This window comes from Alteromonas sp. AWM4_230, assembly GCF_056158305.1.
This window is the reverse complement of record NZ_JBSWTB010000001.1, coordinates 1,163,964-1,183,555: the sequence shown is the minus strand read 5'-3', so window position 1 is coordinate 1,183,555 and position 19,592 is coordinate 1,163,964. Positions and strand designations below refer to the sequence as shown.

At 43.4% G+C, this 19,592-nt stretch carries 18 protein-coding genes; 12 read left to right on the top strand and 6 right to left on the bottom strand.

Annotated elements, in window-relative coordinates; genetic code table 11:
- Positions 1-2: 2 nt before the first annotated feature.
- Positions 3-2,123, top strand: coding sequence for a putative bifunctional diguanylate cyclase/phosphodiesterase (locus ACXACS_RS05095; protein WP_474804826.1), 2,121 nt, complete (start codon positions 3-5; stop codon positions 2,121-2,123).
- 135 nt (positions 2,124-2,258) lie between these two features.
- On the opposite strand, the gene fghA is transcribed toward ACXACS_RS05095, so the two are convergent.
- The gene (gene fghA / locus ACXACS_RS05090) at positions 2,259-3,101 is read right to left on the bottom strand and encodes an S-formylglutathione hydrolase (RefSeq protein WP_474804823.1); all 843 of its coding nucleotides are present in this window, start codon (positions 3,099-3,101) and stop codon (positions 2,259-2,261) included.
- 113 nt (positions 3,102-3,214) lie between these two features.
- Between fghA and ACXACS_RS05085 the strand changes: the two genes are divergently transcribed.
- Genes ACXACS_RS05085 through ACXACS_RS05075 form a run of 3 tightly spaced genes read left to right on the top strand, consistent with a single transcriptional unit; the run spans position 3,215 to position 6,417 of the window.
- Complete coding sequence (locus tag ACXACS_RS05085) at positions 3,215-4,129, top strand: acyltransferase (protein WP_474804820.1); 915 nt, start codon at positions 3,215-3,217, stop codon at positions 4,127-4,129.
- Complete coding sequence (locus tag ACXACS_RS05080) at positions 4,126-5,019, top strand: acyltransferase (RefSeq protein WP_474804817.1); 894 nt, start codon at positions 4,126-4,128, stop codon at positions 5,017-5,019. Before ACXACS_RS05085 ends, ACXACS_RS05080 begins: the two co-directional genes overlap by 4 nt.
- A 3-nt stretch (positions 5,020-5,022) precedes the next feature.
- Positions 5,023-6,417: a mechanosensitive ion channel family protein gene (locus ACXACS_RS05075; RefSeq protein ID WP_474804814.1), complete on the top strand. Its 1,395-nt coding sequence runs from the start codon at positions 5,023-5,025 to the stop codon at positions 6,415-6,417.
- A gap of 75 nt (positions 6,418-6,492) precedes the next feature.
- Here ACXACS_RS05075 and ACXACS_RS05070 read toward each other — a convergent pair whose 3' ends face one another.
- The gene (locus ACXACS_RS05070) at positions 6,493-6,684 is read right to left on the bottom strand and encodes a hypothetical protein (RefSeq protein WP_014950735.1); all 192 of its coding nucleotides are present in this window, start codon (positions 6,682-6,684) and stop codon (positions 6,493-6,495) included.
- A gap of 341 nt (positions 6,685-7,025) precedes the next feature.
- On the opposite strand from ACXACS_RS05070, the gene ACXACS_RS05065 reads away from it, so the two are divergent.
- On the top strand, positions 7,026-7,865 hold the full coding sequence (locus tag ACXACS_RS05065) for a DUF2884 family protein (protein WP_474804810.1): 840 nt from the start codon (positions 7,026-7,028) through the stop codon (positions 7,863-7,865).
- 231 nt (positions 7,866-8,096) lie between these two features.
- On the top strand, positions 8,097-8,909 hold the full coding sequence (locus ACXACS_RS05060; RefSeq protein WP_474804808.1) for an NAD-dependent epimerase/dehydratase family protein: 813 nt from the start codon (positions 8,097-8,099) through the stop codon (positions 8,907-8,909).
- Between the two features lie 207 nt (positions 8,910-9,116).
- On the opposite strand, the gene ACXACS_RS05055 is transcribed toward ACXACS_RS05060, so the two are convergent.
- The 3 genes from ACXACS_RS05055 to ACXACS_RS05045 all read right to left on the bottom strand — a co-directional run bounded on the left by ACXACS_RS05055 (position 9,117) and on the right by ACXACS_RS05045 (position 11,978).
- Complete coding sequence (locus ACXACS_RS05055) at positions 9,117-10,538, bottom strand: sodium-dependent transporter (protein ID WP_474804806.1); 1,422 nt, start codon at positions 10,536-10,538, stop codon at positions 9,117-9,119.
- A gap of 329 nt (positions 10,539-10,867) precedes the next feature.
- Positions 10,868-11,593, bottom strand: coding sequence for an SDR family NAD(P)-dependent oxidoreductase (locus ACXACS_RS05050; protein WP_474804803.1), 726 nt, complete (start codon positions 11,591-11,593; stop codon positions 10,868-10,870).
- Positions 11,583-11,978 (bottom strand): thiol-disulfide oxidoreductase DCC family protein, encoded by a 396-nt coding sequence (locus ACXACS_RS05045; RefSeq protein WP_474804800.1) that lies wholly within the window; start codon positions 11,976-11,978, stop codon positions 11,583-11,585. Before ACXACS_RS05045 ends, ACXACS_RS05050 begins: the two co-directional genes overlap by 11 nt.
- A gap of 258 nt (positions 11,979-12,236) precedes the next feature.
- On the opposite strand from ACXACS_RS05045, the gene msrA reads away from it, so the two are divergent.
- On the top strand, positions 12,237-12,782 hold the full coding sequence (msrA, locus tag ACXACS_RS05040; RefSeq protein ID WP_474804797.1) for a peptide-methionine (S)-S-oxide reductase MsrA: 546 nt from the start codon (positions 12,237-12,239) through the stop codon (positions 12,780-12,782).
- 104 nt (positions 12,783-12,886) lie between these two features.
- Here msrA and ACXACS_RS05035 read toward each other — a convergent pair whose 3' ends face one another.
- A complete protein-coding gene (locus ACXACS_RS05035; protein WP_474804794.1) occupies positions 12,887-14,008 on the bottom strand; it encodes a hypothetical protein in 1,122 nt (373 codons plus the stop codon).
- Between the two features lie 248 nt (positions 14,009-14,256).
- On the opposite strand from ACXACS_RS05035, the gene ACXACS_RS05030 reads away from it, so the two are divergent.
- The 5 genes from ACXACS_RS05030 to ACXACS_RS05010 all read left to right on the top strand — a co-directional run bounded on the left by ACXACS_RS05030 (position 14,257) and on the right by ACXACS_RS05010 (position 19,559).
- A complete protein-coding gene (locus tag ACXACS_RS05030) occupies positions 14,257-16,137 on the top strand; it encodes a metallophosphoesterase family protein (RefSeq protein ID WP_474809209.1) in 1,881 nt (626 codons plus the stop codon).
- A 17-nt stretch (positions 16,138-16,154) separates the two neighbouring features.
- The gene (gene fldB / locus ACXACS_RS05025; RefSeq protein WP_474804791.1) at positions 16,155-16,691 is read left to right on the top strand and encodes a flavodoxin FldB; all 537 of its coding nucleotides are present in this window, start codon (positions 16,155-16,157) and stop codon (positions 16,689-16,691) included.
- A gap of 26 nt (positions 16,692-16,717) precedes the next feature.
- Entirely contained in the window at positions 16,718-17,506 is a 789-nt protein-coding gene (locus ACXACS_RS05020; RefSeq protein WP_474804788.1) for a CLCA_X family protein, read from the top strand.
- A 142-nt stretch (positions 17,507-17,648) separates the two neighbouring features.
- On the top strand, positions 17,649-18,059 hold the full coding sequence (locus tag ACXACS_RS05015) for an ExbD/TolR family protein (protein ID WP_014950746.1): 411 nt from the start codon (positions 17,649-17,651) through the stop codon (positions 18,057-18,059).
- Between the two features lie 183 nt (positions 18,060-18,242).
- Positions 18,243-19,559, top strand: a complete 1,317-nt coding sequence (locus ACXACS_RS05010) for a choice-of-anchor A family protein (protein ID WP_474804785.1) — start codon at positions 18,243-18,245, stop codon at positions 19,557-19,559.
- The last annotated feature ends 33 nt before the right edge of the window (positions 19,560-19,592 follow it).

Here is a 19,592-nt window from a genome sequence, read left to right as displayed (position 1 = left end):
CCATGGATATCCATTTATTAAATGCGCTAGGCATAACTAACTGCGCGCTGTTTAAGTGCAATTCTGAGAACGATATCACGTGTTTAACACCGGAACTTCCATGGTTAAATAATGTTGTTGCGCTTGACGATAACAACAAACTGCAAAAAAAACACATCTCATCTATTTTTTTAGACGATTTCTTTTTCGACGCCGATGAGGTATGGAAAGGAGAAACGTCATTCACCCTATCTTCCGGTTTTTGGACCGAACAAAACGAAAATCAGCTTTTGCGTCTTGAAGCCTTGGCGATCAATGGCGACCACCAGCTCCGCTATCTAGTGGTTAAAAACGTTGAAGAGCAGTTTGATGAAAAACAGCAGACGCTCCAGGCAGCTCGTGAATTACTGTTACGCCACCATGAAATTGTGGGGCAGCATGAATACATTAGGCATAAATTAAATAATGTACTGCGCAAAAACACCCGTCTTCAAAAGCTAGTACCGCCTATACAACAAGCTATTCATAATTTAGAAACAGGCGTAGTTATTTTAGATAATGAAGGTGCCTTGATACTTGATAACAAAGCTTCACATAGGCTTTTACTTTGCAATAGCACAACGCCAAGCTCTATTCGCATCGGTGAGTTGATTAAAGACATTGACGCGCCGTCTACTTTTTTACCGACTTTGGTACAGAGGAAAGCCCCCTGGCAAGGCGAAATATACTGGCAGCCAATAGACGATTACAAAGTTTGGCTTCAGGTAACTATCCATCCTGTAATGCATGCAGATGAACTTACTCACTGGGTTTACTTATTTACTGACATTACGCATATACACAATAAAGAAGAAGGTGTGCTTACCGCCAGTGGTATGGATTCACTAACGAAAGTTGCCAACCGCAATTCGTTTACCAGCACGGTAAGGCGGCTGATACAGGAAGATACCCCTTTTAAGTTGTTTATCATTGATATTTGCGGTTTCAAAAAGATTAATGAGATGCTGAGCTACCAATCTGGGGATGAGATTTTAAAGTCATTTGCTTTACGGCTACAAACCTTCGTTGGTAACAGCGGATTCATTGCAAGAATCGGCAGTAACGAGTTTGCCCTCGTAAAACGAATAGATACTTTTAAAGATGTAAGCACTACCGAGTATGCTAGACAGCTTGTAACTAAGCTAACTCAGCCCTACACCGTACTTAACGGCAACGAGCCCAACTTAGGTGTTAATATTGGTGAGGCGAGTTTTCCACAGGACAGCTTTTCATCAGAAACGCTGTTGCAATGTTCAGATATTGCACTTCAAGCCGCTAAATATCAGGGAAGGAACATCGCCCTCGCTTACAGCGAGGAACTTCACGAGCAGCATCGTGCCATTAATGAGCTTGAAACGAAGCTTCGCGGTGCCATAAAAAATAGCGAGCTAAAACTCTTCTTACAGCCCATCGTCGCTCTCTCTTCTGGTAAAGTCGTAAAGTGTGAAGCGCTCGCTAGGTGGATAACGCCTGAAGGTAAGTTTATCTCGCCAGAAGTATTTATTCCGTTGGCAGAAAAAAGTGAACTCATTTTCCCCTTTGGCGAATGGCTAATTAATGAAGCCTGTAATGCTATTGAAGCGTTACAGGCAGCTAATCTAAACATTAGATTGGCAATTAATATATCAGGTCGCCAAGTATCAGATTTAACTCTGCTAAATCAAATTAAAAGCGCACTGGAAGAACACCAACTACAAGGTTCGAACTTGTCTATCGAATTAACTGAGAGCGTATTCGTTGATAGCCTAGACACAGTATCTGTTTTGCTTAACGAGCTTAGAGCTATGGGAATTACTGTATCGATTGACGATTTCGGCACGGGTTTTAGCTCACTCGTATATCTGAAAAAACTACCCATTGATGAGCTTAAGATTGACCGTTCTTTTGTGAGTGAACTAGAGAAAAACACCGACGATCAAGCTATCGTTCAGGCTATCCTTGGGCTTGCAAATAATCTGAATATCAAAATCATTGCAGAAGGCATTGAAACGCCACAGCAACAGCTGTTTCTAAAAAATCATCAATGCGCTTACGGTCAAGGGTATTTATATCAACGACCCGTTGCGATTGATGAATTCATCTCACTTGCGCAAAAGTTAAAGTAACCTACAGCTTTTCATTTAAGACGATACAAAAAGCCGGAGTCTATTGAAGTGCTCTCTGTTATCGGATAGCCCAACTATTGGGGGCACTTCGTGATCCAGCAATTAGCTACATGCTAATTGCTGAAACAAGCACGTTTAAATTAAGCCCATATGTCCCGCATGGAACTCTAAATGCTCTTCAATAAACGATGCGATGAAAAAATAACTGTGATCGTAACCTTCGTGCATATTAAGCGTAAGTTGCGTATCGGATTGTTGTGCAGCATGAACCAAAGACTGAGGCTTTAGCTGTTCGTGCAAGAACTCATCTTTTGTACCCTGCTCAACCAACAAAGGCACACTATGGGTTTTGCTTGCTAACAGCAAAGATGCGTCGTAGTACTTCCACGCTGCCTTGTCATCACCTAGGTATCCGCCTAGTGCTTTTTCACCCCATGGACAATCTGACGGATTCGAAATAGGACTAAACGCTGATACCGAAACGAATTTGTTTGGGTTACGCATGCCGATGACTAACGCACCGTGTCCGCCCATAGAATGTCCGCTAATTGCCCGCTCTTTAGTTACAGGAAATTCGCTTTCGATAAGCGCTGGCAGTTCATCAACAATATAGCTATACATGTTGTAGTGTTTGTCCCACGGAGCTTGCGTTGCATCTACATAGAAGCCCGCTCCTAAACCGAAATCGTAAGACCCTTCTTCATCATCCGGCACTCCTTCTCCACGAGGCGAAGTATCAGGTGCAACAATGGCCATACCCAATTCTGCTGCAAGCTTCATTGCCCCCGCTTTTTGCATAAAGTTTTGATCGGTGCAGGTTAATCCAGATAGCCAATATAATACCGGCACCGGCTTTTCTTTAGAGGCAAATGGGGGTAAAAAAATTGCGAAAGTCATATCGCACTGTGTGGTTTCAGCTTTGTGGGTGTAGCGCAAATGCTGGCCCCCAAATGCTTTATTTTCGCCAATAAGCTCCATTTCAGCTCCTTAAATTCGTAAAATTGCACCTTTATTGTGGAATCAGTAAAGGCTCTATCGGATTTTAGATCAAGTTCGTTTACACTAAGCGCCTAATTTTTGAGGTAAGTACAATGGTAAAAGCCCTGTTGCATCATATTGTTGGCACTATTTCGGTTATCTGCTATTTCCTGAATACAGTTTTGTGGTCAACGCCTATATTCATCTTAGCGATATTTAAGTTAATTCCTATAGCCCCGTGGCGACGCTTCATCTCTTATTTGCTCGATGCCTGCGCTACCGCATGGATTGGTGTAAACAACCTTAATCAGCGCATCAGCGGCCGAACCAAATGGCAGGTAAACGGACTAGAAAAACTCACCCGAGATGATTGGTATCTCGTCGTTGCTAACCATCAATCTTGGGTCGATATCCTTGTTCTTCAACGTGTATTCAACCGAAAAATCCCTTTTTTGAAGTTTTTCCTTAAAAAAGAACTAATTTATGTGCCAATTCTTGGGTTGGCATGGTGGGCGCTCGACTTCCCATTTATGCAGCGGTATTCAAAGTCTTTCTTGGCTAAAAACCCGCATCTCAAGGGAAAGGACATGGAAACTACACGTAAAGCGTGCGAGAAGTTTCGCAACAAGCCCGTTAGTATTATGAACTTTGTAGAAGGCACCCGCTTTACGCAGGGAAAACACGATAGGCAGAACTCGCCTTTTCAGCACCTTCTTAAGCCCAAAGCAGGCGGAATTGCCTTTGTATTATCGGCCATGGGTGACCAGCTACATAAATTGATAGATGTCACAATAGACTACCCTAACGGTGTTCCTTCTTTTTGGGACTTCGTGAGTGGAAAAGTGCGCGACATCCGCGTAAATATAAAGGTTATGCCTATTAAAGACATTATGGAAAATGGCGTATTTAACGATAGTTACTTTGATGATCCGCAAGTTCGTGCCCGTTTTCAAACATGGCTGAATGAACAATGGCACGCCAAAGATCAGCTTTTAGATTCACTTAACGCAACTCAGAAACCATTATGATCCGTGTAGTACTCGCGCCTTTTATTTTTGTTTTGCACACCACGCTGCAAATTCTCAATCTCGCTCTATGGGGCGGACTAATTATTCTACTTGGCTTGGTAAAGCTGCTTTTGCCAAATGGAAGAATTAGAACTGCCTGGAACAAGGTTATGCATGCCCTAATGTTTAGCTTTGGGCGTATTAGTGTGCTGTTAATCAGGCTATTTAATAAGGTTAATATTGAGTGTTCGGTTCATGGTGAGCTTTCAAAAAACAGTTGGTATCTAATTATCGCTAATCATCTGAGTTATTTAGATATTATTCTGCTTATTGAATTTGCCACACACCGCATTCCCGCGCCTAAGTTCTTTCTTAAGAAAGAGCTCATCTGGTTACCCTTTGTTGGATTAGGCGCTTGGGCGCTTGATATGCCCTTTATGCATAGATACACCCGCGCATATTTGGAAAAAAATCCGGACAAGAAAGGCAAGGACTTAGAAACCACTAAAGCGTATTGTGAAAAGTTTAGAACGGTTCCTACTACCGTCATAAACTTTGTGGAAGGAACGCGTTTTACAACCCAAAAGCACTTGTCTAAGCAAAGCCCTTACGAAAACCTACTGCCACCAAAAGCGGGCGGGGTTTCTTTCACGCTTTCAGCTATGGGTGAGCTATTCACTAACGTGCTAGATATCTCGTTACTTTACCCAGAAAATAAACGTCATCCCATGATGGCAATGCTAAGCGGTCAGATGACAAAAATCGTTATTGACGTAAACGTGACTCCTGTACCAGAGCTCCAACAAGAATCAGAACGCACTGAGTCTGAGTTTCGTCTTTATTTCCAAAACTGGTTAAATGGTCTGTGGGAAAATAAAGACAACCGTATAAAGAAACTGTTGGAGTCGTAAATAATGGAAGTCAGTGCTTCAGTACGCGATCATTTCATTCATTTGGTTAAAGACGTTTTTCCTAATTTAACCACTGAAGATCCGCTTTATAATTTGCTCGCTCTAGGCTCTATACTATTCGTAGCAATCCTAATCTACGTGATTGCGCGCCTGCTAGTGCGCCCTCAAATTGCTAACTGGGTATATAAGTCGAATAATAAGTGGGATAACGCGCTACAAGAACACGGCTTCTTTAGGCGTTTGATGCACCTTTTTCCGGCGCTCTTTATTTACGTTACCACCCCCGTTCTCATTGACGATGAAGCTGTCATACACGGAATGATGATTAAGAGTGCCCAACTATACATGCTGTATAGTGGGCTATTGGCTTTGTATGCCATGCTAAGCACGGTAGAAGATGTTTACAATGCTTCAGCCTTATCTCGGCGCGCTCCTATTACAGGCTTCATTCAAGTAACGAAACTTGCCTTCGCTATTATTACCATACTGCTTAGTATTTCTTTAATTGTAGACAGAAGCCCGCTGCTTATTGTGTCTGGCTTAACAGCCATTGCTGCTGTACTGCTATTAATATTCAGAGACACCATTTTAGGCTTTGTTGCCGGTATTCAAATTGCCGCCAACCGCATGTTTAATACGGGCGACTGGATTGCCATGCCTAAGTATGAAGTAGATGGTGAAATACTCGAAATAGGCCTTACTAACGTTAAGGTACAAAACTGGGACAAGACTATTTCAACGTTGCCGACCTATAGCCTTACCACTGAAGCGGTTAAAAATTGGCGGGGCATGCAGGAATCTGGTGGGCGTAGAATTAAGCGCGCTATTTATATTGATGTGCACTCGATCAAGCTTTGCGACAACGACATGCTAGAGCGCTTTTCCAAAATTCGTTATATCAACGAATATATCGACAAAAAGAAAAATGAGCTCCGCGCCTATCACAGAGATTATTCTATCGATGAGTCGGACCTGTTAAACAATCGCCGCCTTACTAACATTGGTACTTTTAGGGCCTATTTAGAAGCTTACCTACGTAAGCACCCAGACATTAACCAAGAACTAACCCTCATGGTTAGGCAGTTACCGCCTAATGAGCTCGGTTTGCCTTTAGAAATTTACTGCTTTAGTGTTCAAAAAGAGTGGGTCAAATACGAGAAAGTTCAGGCAGATATTTTTGACCATGTCATGGCTATGCTAGACCTGTTCGACTTACGCGCTTATCAGCGTGATGGTCATTTATCCTTGCTTGCCCATCGGGAACATAGCGTGTTTAACAGCACTGAAGGAAACGATGTTCAACAGAAACCGGCCCAAGACCGTATTGATGATAAGAGTGCTAATACGCCAAGAGAAGCTCAGGACAAAAACGAACACGACCGCAAAGACAACGACTAGTAGAACTGATATCACTATTGTTTAAAGGCGAAAAAAACCGGCTGTAATAGCCGGTTTTTTCATAATGCTTATCGCTTAAGCCAGTGCGTAGGCCATCAGTAAGCAAAGTACTAAACCAGTAACGCCAAAAAAACCGTACTCGATTTTTTCCTGCATACCTTCAGCACCTGCTTTAGCAGTCATAAAGCCCATAACGATGCTGCTTAGCCCTAGCGTAAAGGCAATTAGCGCAACACCAAACATAATTGCATTAATCCAATCAGCCATTGTGATAACCCCTTAAAAATATTGGCGGTATTATGCACCAATAAATAAGATTTAACCATGCTTGGATTGGCTTAAATCTATCGCTATTGGTATTAATTGATCTTAGTCAAATCTACTAATTAGTTAGCAATTTCACTAAATAGTGAATTGGAAATTGCTCTAAAAAAACGCACACATAACCTAACCAACTGAAAAATATAAATTTTAAATCTTGGCAAGGCCATTGCTCAACTAAAGATATACCAGCAAATAACGCTAGTGTTTATTTGATAGTGACTCTACAACCCGTCGTAGCTCTTAGAACAAGGTTGATGTGTTACACCTAAATTAAGGAATGAACAATGTCTAACAAACTATTACTTTCAGTTGCTGTTACCAGTGCTTTGATAAGCGGCCACGCATTCGCGCATGACACAAGTTTTCAGAACAACAGCTGCGACATGGAGCTTGATGGCCATATTCAGTATTACCAAGGCGACCTTACGGTTCAGATGGACAATGGTTCGGTAATGACAATTGATGCTCAACACAATATGACCATCAACGGTGAGTCAATTTCGCTAAATAGCGAACAACAGCATTGGGTAAGTGAATACTACAACAACATTGATATTGCTATTCCTATGACCCTTACTATTGCCAGTGAAGGCCTACAAATTGCCAATGTAGCAGTAACTGAAGTGTTTACTGAACTGTTGGGCGGCGATCAAATGGGTGATGATTTCAATGAATTGTTCAACTCACTAGAGACCAAACTAAACACCTCATTTTATGATGACGCGGGTAATATCCGCGTAGATTCTACGAAATTTGACGAGCCAGGTTGGTTTGACGAAAGCTGGGAGCAAGAGTTTGAAACACAAATTGAATCTTTGATCAGTGAATCTATGGGCAGAATTCTTATCGCGGTTGGTACGCAAATGCTGTGGGAAGGCGGGGATATGTCTGAGTTTGAGCAAAAGATGGAGCGCTGGGGTGAAGATTTAGAATATCGCTTGGAAAGCCAAGCCGCTTCGCTGGAAGAAAAAGGCGATGCTTTGTGTAAAGTGCTGAAGAAAGCCGACTATGCCGAAGGTCAAATGCAGGCATCTATATCAGGGCTTGATGACTTGAACCTGCTGGATATTGACCCCAACGACCATCATGGTCACAACGAGCACAATGACGAAATGAAAATGTAGTCGAATAATTTAGCGAATTAAGCCTGCTACAATAAACGACTTACCTTTCTGTATCACTTACTTTGAAAACCGACTGAAAAAACAGTCGGTTTTTTTAGCGCTCGCTATCTAACTTTTTAATATTTCTCCTCACTCAGATTTCTGCTTTTTCAGTTAATGGTAGGCGTATTAACGACATCCGCCCCCCGATTGATGTACTCTTAAGCCCTAAATAAAGGGGGAATTTAATCGATGACTCAGAATGTAATAATTAGTGGCTATGGCTGGTTAGCCGGCTATGTAGGCAACGCACTGTCAGGTAAGGTCAACATTATTGGCACTACTCGAAGCCAACAGAAACGCCTCGCGTTAAAGGAACAAGGTGTCACCGCTATTGAATATGCACTAGGCGATGATACATCAGTACTATGTAGCAACTTACAAAACGCGACGTTATTGTTGAATATTCCCCCTGGTAGAAGAAACACCAACCTCGAATCATTTACTGAAAATATGCTGCGACTTATTGATGCTGCACTAAGCGCAGGCGTCGCGCACATTGTTTTTATCAGTACTACATCAGTTTATGGCGATGCCACGAACGAAGTAGTTACCGAAGTTAGCACTACACAGCCGCAAACAGCTTCGGCCAAGGCACACGTGACTATTGAAAACCATTTAATGTCTAAGCGAGACCAAACTAATATCAGTATTGTTCGCTTAGCCGGTTTAGTAGGTCCAGACCGTCATCCCGCCCGTTCGCTAAGTGGAAGACAGTTGGATGCAGGAAATAAACGAATTAACCTTGTCCATGTGCACGACATTGTGTCTGCGTTAACCTCAATTATTTGCGACAAGCCACTAAACGACGTTATACACCTTTGCAGCTTATCTCACCCTAAACGCGGTATTTATTATGTAGATGCAGCTAACGCTCTGGGTATAGACACACCACACTTTTCTGGTACAGAAGCTCAGCCTGGCGGCAAGGTCATCGACGCTACGCAAAGCTGGGAAAGGCTTAACATTACGCCTACCTATGGTGACCCCTATAGCATGTTTTAAGTCTTATATTGACTCATTTTCTAACACAGTTCTCTTGGGATGAAGTGCGTTTAACCTAATGTGTTAAGCGAGTCACTATTCAAGAACAGTGAGTGAAAAATAAAGATTCTGTTGAAAACAAAAACGGCAAGCTTCACGCTTGCCGTTTTCTCATCTAACGTTACTGCTATTGCACGGTAAATTTAGTAATTTTTGTCGTGAACCTTATTAACCAAAAAGGCTCAACCCGAAGTATTTCACCGCCACCGTGTTTACAAAAATCACAAGTAGAATTAGCGGAATAAACGTCTTCAATGAAACATCCACATACTTTTCAAACCAGCTGCCTTTATAGCCGCTGCTGCCTTCTTCCAAAGAAGCATTAAAATTAGCACTCTTCCAGCGATAAATAACGAACAAGCAGATTAGCAGGCCGTTTAACGGCAAAATAGTGTCGTAAAATACATCGTAAATTACGTCAAACAGCGATTTATCGGCACCTGCGTAGTGCATAAATGACGTCAGCATATCAACTTTACCAAACGACAATGCACTTAGAATTGCCAGCACAATCATAATGCTACCTAAAGAGCCTAGCGCCCATTTACGGCTTACGCCTTTTTCATCCATAAGCGCCGCAACAGGTACTTCAAAGATAGACACTAGAGACGTTATTGCCGCAAAGAATACTAGTAGGAAGAACAGGCTCGCGACAATCGAAGCGCCCATATAGCCAATGGAGTCTTGTAGTGCCAGGAAGATACTAGGCAGATAAGTAAAAATCATACCTACAGACGATTCACTTAACTCATCAGGGTTAATATCTGGGTTGAAAGAGAATATGGCAGGAAGAATCATTAAACCTGCGGTAAAAGCCACAGCAGTATCGGTTAATGCAACAAGCTTTGCAGCGCTTGGTACATCCGCTCGTTTATCGATGTAACTACCGTAGGTAATAAGAATACCCATACCCAGCGACAGTGAGAAAAAGGCTTGTGACAGTGCGCCGTTCACTACTTCTGCTGTAATTTTTGAAAATTCAGGAACAATATAAAACTCTACGCCTGCCATTGCGTTTTCGCGAGTTAGTACAAAGATAACAAGGCCGATAAGCATCACGAAAAGTGCTGGCATAAGCAGCTTCGCCGCTTTTTCTATCCCCTCTTTTACACCACCTTGAAGGATAAGGTAAACCACACCAACAACAGCAGCCATGTAGACGAAAATAGACTCTGAATTAATAAACACCCCAAAGGTATCGGGGTCTGCTAGTTTGTCTAAGTTTCCGCTAACTGCTTCAAATAAATAGCCAAAAAGCCATACAGTAATAACCATGTAGAAAACGGCAATCATAAACGGCGTGGCAATCGCGAGCCAGCCTGCAAGTTTCCACTTCTTTTCGTTACCACTGATAGCGCTGTATGCGCCTAACGGGTCTTTTTTAGCATGGCGACCTACCGACATCTCTGCCAACATAACCGGTAAACAAATGGCAAAAACGAAAATAGCGTACATTAAAAGGAATGCACCACCGCCGTTTTTAGCTGCGCCGACTGGGAACCCCACCAAATTACCAATGCCCACTGCAGAGCCTGCAGCAGCCAATATAAAACCTATGCGCGATCCGAACTGTTCTCTGGCCCCGCTCATATCCCTTCCTCTTGTTGAGTTATTGTTATAGCAGTTCGCTTATCACGCCTTGCGACATTCAAATTAGCCTTGTATACAACAATCACTTTTTGAAATCACAATTTGTACTTGTTGTTCGTTCTTGATTCTCGTCGGAATCAAGCCGAGCGAACTGGTATTATTTATTATTAGGATGGCGTTTGTTGTAATGACTCACATGTGGCGTCAACGCGTTGTATTGCTACCTCTATGGGCGTATCAATACGCTGCACCATTCCCAAAATAACATGGTAACAGCAGTGAAATAAAAAGTCTTGATGTTGGACTTGCAGAAATGAGGTTAGACCGTATCACCAAGTTACCACTTCACCATTCCAGTCGATAAAATGGCAAGTCTGGTCCCGATTGAGCGCTGAAAGGTGGTGAATAAGTTGCTTTGCAGTGAACTCTGGCGTAAAGAGTTTTTTAGCCGCTACATTTTTTTGAAATGGCTTCGACAGCCCAGTATCAACGGTACCTGGGTGGTAACATACCAGCATGACATCTTTCAATCTGCGCTTGTACTCTACAGACGCTGTTTTGACAAACATATTGAGCGCGGCTTTCGAGGCACGGTAGCCATACCATCCGCCAAGCCCGTTGTCTGATATACTCCCAACTCTCGCGCTTAGGCAAACAAGGGTTGAGCCTTCTTTACTCATAACGTTGACTAAATGCTTAAGCCATATAGCGGGAATAATGCTGTTTGTCGCAAAATACGCAGTCAAGGCTTCCTCGCTGACATCTTCTAAGCGCTTTTCGGGGTGAATATCTTCGCTTTCGTTATGCAAAAAACCGGTTGTTATTACTACCGTATTTAACACAACCTCTTGCTTAGCAAGTTGCTTAACAAAGCCGCTGATGTGCTTATCATTCTGTTCAGCAATTTGATGATAGGAGACGTTCTCTGAATTATTACTTTCAGTTGCAGCTGCACGACTTACAGCGAACACTTTTGCGCCCGCACTGCGATATTGCTCTATAAGCGCAGACGCTATGCCACCAGATGCGCCCACGATAAGTACGTTATTTTCCATTCGGCTCTCCCGGTACACAGCGGTCGCACTGACGTTTTTTTCCCGTTAAAAGGTAAGAAATGGTATATCTATGTTTTGCGAATACATTGTAGAAAGCATCAGCGGCATAACGGATAACAGGCCAGCGAAGCGGTGCGTAGATCCATCCCATACCTACTGCCTTCCACGCTTCATGGGTAACATCAAGTCCGGTAATTAGGGTACCATCCTCGCGAAGTCCGTGAATTCTGGCGTTAAGCGCATGCCAATCCATGGCAGGATAGCGAGTTGCAAAATCAGGGGCCTGAATGTCGACCAGGGTGAGTTTGTTATCCTTGTCTCTTTTGCGTAAATGACGCATTTCGGCTATGCACAAAGGGCAATAACCATCGTAAAAAATAATCACTTCTACCTACCTCTGCTAAATAAGACGCTTATCGCTTAAAAGACGATTTCGCCCATGCAAACATGGAAAAACAAAAAATACATCGCGTTTGCCGTGCACTATCAGCACTCTTGTCGCGGCCAGTTTAAAACCGTTTTAAGCCGTCGCACGTTATTCTTATTTAATATTCGTTTATACGATAAAAAAACACGCTTGGATGACTTGTGTTGTGCCCTACCCGCACCCACACTACAAGCAAAGATCATGAGAGGTTTTATTATGGCAAATTTACAAGTAGCCACTTTAGCAGGCGGATGCTTTTGGTGTATCGAGTCTGCATTTAACACTGTCGAAGGTGTAGAAAAAGCAATTTCTGGCTATGCTGGAGGTGAAAAAGCCGATCCAACCTATGAAGAGGTATGTACGGGAAACACTGGTCATGCAGAAGTGGTACAAGTAACCTTTGATGCAGACAGCATCAGCTACCGTGAAATTCTAGAGATTTTCTTCGCGCTACATAACCCTACTCAGCTAAACAGACAGGGTAATGATTTGGGTACTCAGTATCGCAGCGCAATCTTCTATCACGACGATGCACAAAAAGCGGAAGCTGAAAAAATTATTGCACAAATCACAGAAGAAGAAATCTGGCCTGACCCGGTAGTCACTGAAGTAGTAGCCTTGAATAACTACTATGACGCCGAAGACTATCATCAGGATTATTTCAAAAATAATCCGCAGAACCAGTATTGTTCTATGGTGGTTGCACCTAAACTTGCAAAATTCAAAAAGACTTTTGCTTCTCGCCTTCGCAGCGATGCATAGGTAAAGTCAGCTTTTTTAGCGACGTTTACAGGTTGGCTAGAAACGAAAGGGTTGCTTGGTAGCAACCCTTTTTCGGTTTTAATAACATCGTAAGTAGATAGACGCTAATCAAACCAAGCGTCATTGATTTCTATCGAAAATAGCAAGGGCGCTAAATCTTCATAACGCGTCTTATGCGCCTCACATGTCGCGTTTTTCATATAATTCTTTTCCCACGGATCGTTAATGATCCATAGCGTACTATCAATAGTGACTAACCCTTCCATCGACGAGTTATCCATTGTGTACTGTTCGCAACTCTGATCACTGGCAACATCAAAAATAATGGGAATGCGCTTTGTCGGTTTGCTACCAGTGGTATCAATTACCCATAATTCATTGTCGTTTCTTGCCGCGCCAAATAAATATGATGCGCCCGTTGAGTGCGTATATAAAGCCAAGCCATTTATAGGGTGATTACCCGAGGTAAACGAAGGAAGCTGAAGGTCTGGTTCACTTACAGTTGCAAAATCGCTCGATGAGAAAAAGTTTTCATCAACAGACAATGTAAAGATCCTTGGCTGCCCTGCTTTGTCTTTTTCTAATGCCAAATACAAAGTGCCGTCTTCCGCCATAGTCAGGCCTTCAATACCATCGTTAGGAAAGTTACCTACTTCGAACTCTTTCGGAAACTGGAGCGGACGCACATCTGACATTTCAACGTCACCATTGTCCTTGCGGGTTAATTTAACCAATAGGCTTGGGTAGTCTGTAGAGCCTGTATCTTCGTACTTGGTTTCACAACGAGGGCTCAAGGCCCCAGTACGGGTTGCATCCTCTGTGACGGTGTAAATGACATTAGCATCTCTAGGGTCTACCGCTAACGCTTCTAAATCTGGTTGTTCGCTCAAGTAGCTATAGAAGCAGCTTCGACGCACATCTCTTGAGAATGAAAAACGCTTACTAGACGCGCTTAGCGTTGCCGTTTCTGGTGAAATGCTATGTAACTTCAACTGCTGCGTAACATCCGCACTTGCATCTGCAATGGTAACTAGCTGTTCGTCTAGCACGACTAGCCCGGATGTTTGGGGGTCAAACATAACTTTTCCAGATTCACCAAGGATCCACTTCCCTACTGTTGTTTCTGTCAAATCGGTAGGTTCTGGACTGATAATGACATCTTTGGGCTCGCTGCATGCGGTGACCAGCATGGCGGTTAAAACGGTGGCGGATAAATACTTAAGCATAATATGAAGTCCTCTCTCGACTCGGCGTATCGAGAGCAAAAGCTAAAACTGAAAAAATTGTAAGGGAGTATATCGAGCATACCGTTTACGCACAAAAAAGAGTAAGGTTATAACGGTTATTTACATTGCGACTGCGTTTGTGGCTTGTAAAAGACACTATAAATATTATAAAGCTTCTTAGTATTGAGGCAGAAAAGTTTTAGATAGTAAATCGAGTATTGAAGGAGAAAGTCATTCCTACGCAGCACTTGCCCCAAGTCATAGCAGGGCCAATAGTAAGAAAAGTGACGCCTACTGAATGCCATATATGGGTAGTCACCAGTAACGCCGAGGCACCATCACTGACACTGTCGGTCTGTGACCAGACAATAGCGGGTGAGTGTCAGAGTGAAACGGTACGCGTAGGCACTTATGCTTTCATCCACCTTATCTCTTTTTACGCGGCTGATACTTTTAAAGACAGAGCACGAATTAGCTATAAACTGTTATTCGACAATTCGTCTTCCCAAACCACCTGGGAAAATGAACAGCACGCAATACTCTACGATGGTCAAACTTCGCCAAGCTTTCACTACACAGAAACGCCTGAAACTATTTTGCACGGCTCATGCCGCAAACCCCACTTTCATGACGATGATGCGCTCGCGCAGGTTGACGAGCTTCACAAGAAGGCGTTTGAAAAGGATGACGGCTTTCCCGATCTTTTGTTGATGACGGGGGATCAAATTTACGCAGATGATGTCGCTGGCCCTATGCTTAAAGCCATTCACAGAGTGATAGAGCGCTTAGGCCTTTACCACGAAGCGCTTGAGGGCGCAGTGGTGAGCAATACGAGTGAACTTGCAACCCATGAATTTGGGTTTTATGAACGTGAACAGCTTCTGCCGCAAATAGCGACCAACACAGTACTATCTTCAATATTCTTTGGCGCCAAGAAAAAGCCTGTGTTTACGTCGGTAAATGCACAAAACCATTTAATTGGCAGTGCAGAGATTATCGCTATGTATTTGCTGGTATGGTCCGACACGCTTTGGGCTGATACGTTGCGCTCTGATGGCTCTATAGATAAAGAGGGACTCCACCCAAAATACCTCGCTATTTTCGACAAAGAACACGAGGCGCTTAACGGCTTTGTGAAACAACTACCGCAGGTACGTAGAGCCCTGGCACACATTCCCACCTATATGATCTTTGACGATCACGATGTTACCGACGACTGGAATTTAACTCGGGGCTGGGAACAAGAAGTCTATGGAAACCCTTTATCAAAACGCATGATCGGCAATGCGCTTATCGGCTATTTGCTTTGCCAAGGCTGGGGGAATGCACCAAAAAAAGTAGCGCCACTAATCGCTAAAGTACAAGAGTCAATGGGAGAAAGCGGTTTAAACTCGCACGATGAAATCATTGACGATCTGTTGGATTTTGATCAGTGGCATTACCGTTTAGATACCACACCTCCTATTGAGGTTTTAGACACCCGCACGCAGCGTTGGCGCAGTGAATCAGATATGAACAAGCCCTCGGGGCTAATGGACTGGGAAGCACTGTGTGATTTCCAGCATTCTATTATTGGCAAAGAATCTGTCATTGTTGTCTCTGCCGCCCCCATCTATGGGGTTAAAGTTATTGAGGCCATTCAAAAAATATTTACGTTTTTTGGCAAAGCGCTAACGGTAGATGCAGAAAACTGGATGGCACATAAAGGTACTGCCAACGTTATGTTAAACATTTTTAGGCACTATAAAACTCCACCTGAATTCATTATTTTGTCGGGAGATGTGCACTATTCCTTTGTGTACGATGTACGCCTGCGCTTTAGGCGCAACAGCCCTCACATCACCCAATTCACCTGCAGCGGATTGAAAAACGCGTTCCCGGATGGGCTAATTAAATGGCTAGATAGATTAAACCGCGTGCTGTATCGCTCCAAGTCTCCCTTGAACCTTTTCACAAGACGTCGAAACATGTCGGTAAAAGCACGAGAGCCTAGCAAGGGTTATGGCGAATTATTCAACGGTTGCGCCATCGGTGTATTAAAAATTTCACAGAAAAACGCCGATGTTCAGTGCAAAGCTTTGTTGAGCAACGGTAAAGAGGTAGAATTCCCAGCTTCAAAAGACGATTAGTTCAAAAGAGGTATCTAATGAGTGATAGCGCACTGTCCATCGGATTATTTTACGGCTCAACAACCTGCTATACCGAAATGGCGGCAGAAAAAATCCAAGCGCAGCTCAATAGCCTTTTTGACGAAGACATTGTTGACCTTCACAACATAAAAGATGTAAACCTTACGCGCACAGCCGAATACGACATCATCATTTTTGGTATTTCAACGTGGGATTTTGGCGAGCTTCAAGAAGATTGGGAGTCTCATTGGGAAGAGGTTCACGGCTTAGATTTAGCAGGTAAAACCATTGCACTATTCGGCCTTGGCGATCAACTTGGTTACGGCGAATGGTTTCAAGATGCGTTAGGCATGCTTCACGATGCAATTATGCCCTCGGGTTGTAATATTGTGGGGTACTGGCCTAACGAAGGCTACGAGTTTACCGCCTCTAAAGCCTTGACCGAAGATAAAACCAAGTTCGTAGGTTTATCCCTTGATGATGAAAACCAATACGACAAAACCGATGCTCGCATTGAAGCCTGGTGTGAACAGCTACTGGTCTCAATGGCATAAAACTTTAATCCACTTGGATATCAGCGTTGGAAAATAAAGGTCGTCTTCATCAGCAGTTCTATCGCAACGGTCCGAGCCACCGAGACGGTGCCGACGTGTCGTTTCAAGATATTCGTAAACTGTTTAACTTCGCAACGATCACGGTTGGCAGGTGGGTGACCGCGGAAGAGCAGCAGATCGCTGCCAATTTATTTTTTGATGCGTTGTACGATCTGGTTGCGATCCTTAATATCAATGAGCAAGTGCTGTCTTTAAACGGCTCTCTATACCTTGCTTTTGGCAGTGGGGGGCAAAAACACAGTAGCGCCCACTACAACAGCGCGAAAAGGCAGCTTGCGCTAGCAAAAAACGCAGGAGCCGGGGCGCTAGCTCACGAGTGGTTTCACGCATTTGATCACTACATTGCGCCTCGTATGTTCGAAGGCATTGCTGCCGGCAGCTTCGCCACGCAGGCATGGCTAGATAACGCACCTATGAACGCCCATCCATTGAATCAAAAATTAAGCGATTGCTTCTCGCTATTGTTCTTAAATGATCGAAAAAGGCCTAATGAGTACTTTGTGCGATCCGTAGAAGCTGATCGCGCGCTAAAAATGTATTATTATGCTATGCCTCAGGAGATGGCTGCCCGAGCATTTGAAGCCTGTATACAAGATCACGAGATCAAAAATGCGTTTTTGGTACAAGGCACAAAAAAATCAACGGAAGCTAGACTTGGCATTTACCCTCATGGTAACTTGCGTACATCACTCAATCAGGCATTGATGTTGTATTTTTACCAATTAGGTGTCGCTATTTCACGCAAACAACCCTGAATTGTTGTTTTATCACCGTGAAACTGAGTATTTTTTCAACAACAAGTGTTAATGAGCACACTGTTTTTATACAAAAGTCTGTATATTTTTGTAACAAGCAGTATACTAAATGGCTCGAACGTAACAGAAGAAAGAAGACGAGATGAAAAGAAAGAAGCATACCTCGGCTGAAGACGAGGCTCAGATTGATATGACCCCCATGTTGGACATCGTGTTCATCATGTTGATTTTCTTCATCGTAACGACCTCGTTCGTGAAAGAGAAAGGTTTAGACGTAAACCGTCCAGAAGATAATCAAGCGAAAAACGACAAGCCTTCTAAAGCGCTTTCTATCCGTATTGATGCTGATGGCACTATCATGATGGGTGGCCGTGAGGTTGATATTCGTCGTGTGGTTGCGAACACGCAAACATACCTAGCAGAAAACAACACTGATTCTGCTGCTATCCAGGCTCACGAAGACAGCGAGCACGGCACAGTGGTTGAAGTAATGAACCAAGTTAAAATTGCTGGTATCGACAAAGTATCTGTTTTGGTTAAAAAGAGCAGCTAAAACGCTTTATTAATCAAATACTAATTAAGTAAAAGCCACCTTCGGGTGGCTTTTTCGTATCCTCTCTTATACCAAAGTATCTCTTGTGCTATCGCACGAATTTTGTTCAGATCGTACCATTCGGTGTGTCTGGATAAACCATGTTGAAACTCGGTTCCAGACTCGGATGTCACTGGAGCCATTATGCACAAAAAACTTATTTACACTGCTGTACTTGCAGCAGTAATGTCAGCACCCCAGGTGTCTGCAGCAAAAATCGAATTAAGCGAAGCCTTTAACTACAACGCTTTCATCTTTGAAGATTACGCAGGTGAGCGTTCTGACGTTGAAGGTACGTTAGCCGTAGGTGGAAACCTAACGGTTGAAGACTTTGATGTAGGTCTTCTACTCCCTACCGATCTTTCTTCTAGTGCACTTTATGTAGGTGGCGATCTTTCTTATACCCGAGGCCATGTTCACGCAGGACAAACCACAGTTTCAGGTATGGTTACTGCTAATAGCGTAATGTTCGATGGAGCACTAAACAGTACCAGTGCTACCACAGTAACCTACGGTAGTGTGGAAAATGGCGGTATATTCAGTAAAGGTGACGTGACATTAGAGAAGGCTGGCGTTAATAACGGGGACATCCAGTCTGAGCAAGCCGTTACCATCCGTGAAGCGGGTGTGAATGGCTCCATAACCTACGGTACAACGCTCACCGTGGATAATGCTGGCTATACTGGTAGCGCCGTGCAGTCTTCCAGCAATACAGTAAACGTCGACAATCTCGATTTTAATTCCATCGCAACTGAAGTAACGGCACAGTCTCAAGACTTTGCCTCGATGAGCGTGAATGGAACAACAACCCTGACCTGTACCGACGCTTCAGATCCAAATGCGTTAGTCAGTTGTAATGACAGTAATATTGATACTCTCGACACCATCGTATTTTCCGGCTCCGATGATGTGAATATCTATTCGATTAGTTCTGACTGGTTCAGTGCTGCCGACAAAGACATTGTTTACGACTTCTCTACCACCAGCTATAACATTATCAATGTGTATGGAGATTCGGTAGAGTTGTTTAATACTGGGTTCTTTAATACAGCCTTTACGCAGGAAAACGAGTATTTCACAGAAACCGGCCAGTACAGAGATAATGACAACAATGAAGGTCAACGTCATGACGGTCTTTATACCAACAACATCTTGTTTAACTTCGTTGATGCTAAAGATCTCACTCTGCACAGTGTAGGCGTAAAAGGTAGTGTGTTGGCGCCATATGCAGAACTAAGCTTCTACAATGGCCACGTAGACGGCAACGTTATTGCTAATAGTTTGGTCACGCCGCTTGTGGAATTAGTTAACGACCAAGGTGAAACTTACAACGCGCCAACAGGCCAAATTAATAACTATCAGTTTGGCGCTATTAACGTTAGCGAGCCTGCTTCAATCGCCCTTCTATTTGGTGCAGGATGCTTCATGCTGGCTAGGCGTCGACAGGTTAGCAAGGTCTAAAAAAGGATAGCTTGGTCTTTAAAGAAAGCGGCA

Bases quoted from the DNA above. Each gene is read 5' to 3' on its own strand.
- ACXACS_RS05055 (WP_474804806.1), bottom strand. From the start codon at position 10,538: ATGAGCGGGGCCAGAGAACAGTTCGGATCGCGCATAGGTTTTATATTG.
- ACXACS_RS05015 (WP_014950746.1), top strand. From the start codon at position 17,649: ATGAAAAGAAAGAAGCATACCTCGGCTGAAGACGAGGCTCAGATTGAT.
- ACXACS_RS05080 (WP_474804817.1), top strand. From the start codon at position 4,126: ATGATCCGTGTAGTACTCGCGCCTTTTATTTTTGTTTTGCACACCACG.
- ACXACS_RS05035 (WP_474804794.1), bottom strand. From the start codon at position 14,008: ATGCTTAAGTATTTATCCGCCACCGTTTTAACCGCCATGCTGGTCACC.
- ACXACS_RS05075 (WP_474804814.1), top strand. From the start codon at position 5,023: ATGGAAGTCAGTGCTTCAGTACGCGATCATTTCATTCATTTGGTTAAA.
- fghA (WP_474804823.1), bottom strand. From the start codon at position 3,101: ATGGAGCTTATTGGCGAAAATAAAGCATTTGGGGGCCAGCATTTGCGC.
- ACXACS_RS05070 (WP_014950735.1), bottom strand. From the start codon at position 6,684: ATGGCTGATTGGATTAATGCAATTATGTTTGGTGTTGCGCTAATTGCC.
- ACXACS_RS05050 (WP_474804803.1), bottom strand. From the start codon at position 11,593: ATGGAAAATAACGTACTTATCGTGGGCGCATCTGGTGGCATAGCGTCT.
- ACXACS_RS05010 (WP_474804785.1), top strand. From the start codon at position 18,243: ATGCACAAAAAACTTATTTACACTGCTGTACTTGCAGCAGTAATGTCA.
- msrA (WP_474804797.1), top strand. From the start codon at position 12,237: ATGGCAAATTTACAAGTAGCCACTTTAGCAGGCGGATGCTTTTGGTGT.
- fldB (WP_474804791.1), top strand. From the start codon at position 16,155: ATGAGTGATAGCGCACTGTCCATCGGATTATTTTACGGCTCAACAACC.
- ACXACS_RS05065 (WP_474804810.1), top strand. From the start codon at position 7,026: ATGTCTAACAAACTATTACTTTCAGTTGCTGTTACCAGTGCTTTGATA.
- ACXACS_RS05060 (WP_474804808.1), top strand. From the start codon at position 8,097: ATGACTCAGAATGTAATAATTAGTGGCTATGGCTGGTTAGCCGGCTAT.
- ACXACS_RS05085 (WP_474804820.1), top strand. From the start codon at position 3,215: ATGGTAAAAGCCCTGTTGCATCATATTGTTGGCACTATTTCGGTTATC.
- ACXACS_RS05095 (WP_474804826.1), top strand. From the start codon at position 3: ATGGATATCCATTTATTAAATGCGCTAGGCATAACTAACTGCGCGCTG.